Annotated in this window: 4 protein-coding genes; 2 read left to right on the forward strand and 2 right to left on the reverse strand. The window is 65.3% G+C overall.

What is annotated here, in order from left to right:
* Nucleotides 1–137 precede the first annotated feature (137 nt).
* A complete protein-coding gene (locus tag AC069H_RS42725; protein ID WP_478236175.1) occupies nt 138–338 on the forward strand; it encodes a hypothetical protein in 201 nt (66 codons plus the stop codon).
* Between the two features lie 14 nt (nt 339–352).
* Here AC069H_RS42725 and AC069H_RS42730 read toward each other — a convergent pair whose 3' ends face one another.
* A complete protein-coding gene (locus tag AC069H_RS42730) occupies nt 353–499 on the reverse strand; it encodes a hypothetical protein (RefSeq protein WP_478236176.1) in 147 nt (48 codons plus the stop codon).
* Between the two features lie 513 nt (nt 500–1,012).
* Between AC069H_RS42730 and AC069H_RS42735 the strand changes: the two genes are divergently transcribed.
* Complete coding sequence (locus AC069H_RS42735) at nt 1,013–1,468, forward strand: hypothetical protein (RefSeq protein WP_478236177.1); 456 nt, start codon at nt 1,013–1,015, stop codon at nt 1,466–1,468.
* 315 nt (nt 1,469–1,783) lie between these two features.
* Here AC069H_RS42735 and AC069H_RS42740 read toward each other — a convergent pair.
* On the reverse strand, nt 1,784–1,874 hold a 91-nt coding region (locus AC069H_RS42740), incomplete at its 5' end, for a UvrB/UvrC motif-containing protein (RefSeq protein ID WP_478236178.1).

A 1,874-nucleotide genomic window follows, 5' to 3' on the forward strand; every position in this document is an offset into this window, starting at 1 on the left:
GTCCGGCCGGAATCGATCACACGGTGAGCAGCCTCGACCTTGTACTCGGCCGTGTACGAACGGCGCTTACGAGGAGGCATGAGGACATCCTTTCAACAGGACGACCGGTCCTGCTAACTCGGTGTCCACTACACGGGGTGAACCTCAAGTCGCCGGCGTTGTTGCCGCGCGAGGGAAGCGCGGGTTCCAACACGGTGGCCGATCACATCGAGGTCCTGGATGAGGCCATCGCCCAGATCCCGGCCCGCTATCGCCGTGACCTGCTGATCACCGTGGACGGTGCGGTATTCCATCGGCTGGGACCTGGGTGCCCGGGAACGCGCCGCCATCGGCCGTGACTTTCGGCAGCCCGCTATAGGCGTTCCAGCCGCCAATACCTTCGCCTGTCCACATGACTCCGGACGGTGTCGGTGTCCGGCACCGCGAACACGTGCACCACGCGGCGGGACTCGCCCACCGTGCCGGGACGCGGGCGCCCGAAGAACAGCCGTACCGTCAACGCGCCTCCCGCAACGCGTGGCGCCCGGCGGAGACGATCGTGGCCGGGGAGCTACCCGCCTCCGCCGGAACCCTGGTGCGACCATCCCGTTCCGGTGCCAGCCGTGGCCGTCATCGTCGCCGACTGGCCACCGATCACCGACGAGCGGATCCAGGCACTGGCGATCATCCTCAACCGCATTGAGACACGCCTTGCGAAACAACAGCCGCATAGCTGCGTGGTGGTCCGGCATAGCGCAAGCAGTAGTCGTCGCAGTCATGAGACCCACGCCTCGGATAGGTTGCATTTGTCAGTCCCCGTCACCATGAGGGACAAGGCTTACTCTGCGCCAGGAGGCCGGAGCAGCGCATCGACCGTACGGCGGAGCGGGGCGCCAGTGCGCGGCCAGAGCTGTGACGGGCGAGGCTTGTCCGCCTGTCTTGCCGCCGGTTCCAGGGCCAGGAAGTGGCTACTTGTCCTCACCTGATTTTCGACCTGACAATGAGCTACATCGGCCTTTTCTTTCCTTGATATGTGAGGAGAATTGTTTTGTCGAATTCAATTTTTCGGCGCTCGCTGGCCGCGGCGAGTGTGACACTCTTTATTTCCGGACTTCTCGCGGGGGGCGCGTCCGCCGCCGAGGCGGTCACTGGGACGGCTGAGGCACTGCCGCGATTGGAGTGCGAGGGCCGGGTCGAGCGCCCGTCGCAAGACGGCGACATCGTGCGTGCCCGCGCCGTAACCCGCTGCCGCGACGAGGTAAGGGTGATCGAGGTACGAACGTGGCTGCAGAAATATGATGACGGCGAGTGGGAGAACGTCGAGGAGGATCAGGGAAGGAGGGAGGACGCCAGGTGGGTGCGCGCCGATGCCGAAGCTCAGTGCGAGCGGGGCCGCTATCGGACAGTATCCGAGCACTTCGCACGCGATGGCAGGGATAACTACCGCGACCGCAAGGAGAGCGAGAGCGTCCGTATTCGCTGCAGGTGACCTGCGCTCGCGGATTCATGAGGCTCGCTGTCCGCAATGGACGCTTCTGGTAGCGCCGAGAAGCCGCGACACCGCAGCGGTGTCGCGGCTTCCGCTGACATCAAGGCCCGCCGGGGCACGTCGCAACGGGAACCCCCTGGTCGCGGGAGTGGCCAGGGGGTTCATGTTATCGCCGCCGCGTGGTTCTTGTCCGACGGCCAGGCAGTACTCGATCACCTCGTCGACCGTCATCGCTCACCCCAGCAGCCCTCGCGTTTCGTCCTCTGAATGCGGTACTTGCAGGCGCAAGGATCGCATCCAGAGGACGAAACGCGGCTATTTGATGCCGGCCGCGTCCATGCCCCGGAGCTCCTTCTTGAGGTCCGCGACCTCGTCCCGCAGCCGGGCGGCCAGCTCGAACTGCAGG

Source organism: Amycolatopsis sp. NPDC043887 (assembly GCF_056435665.1).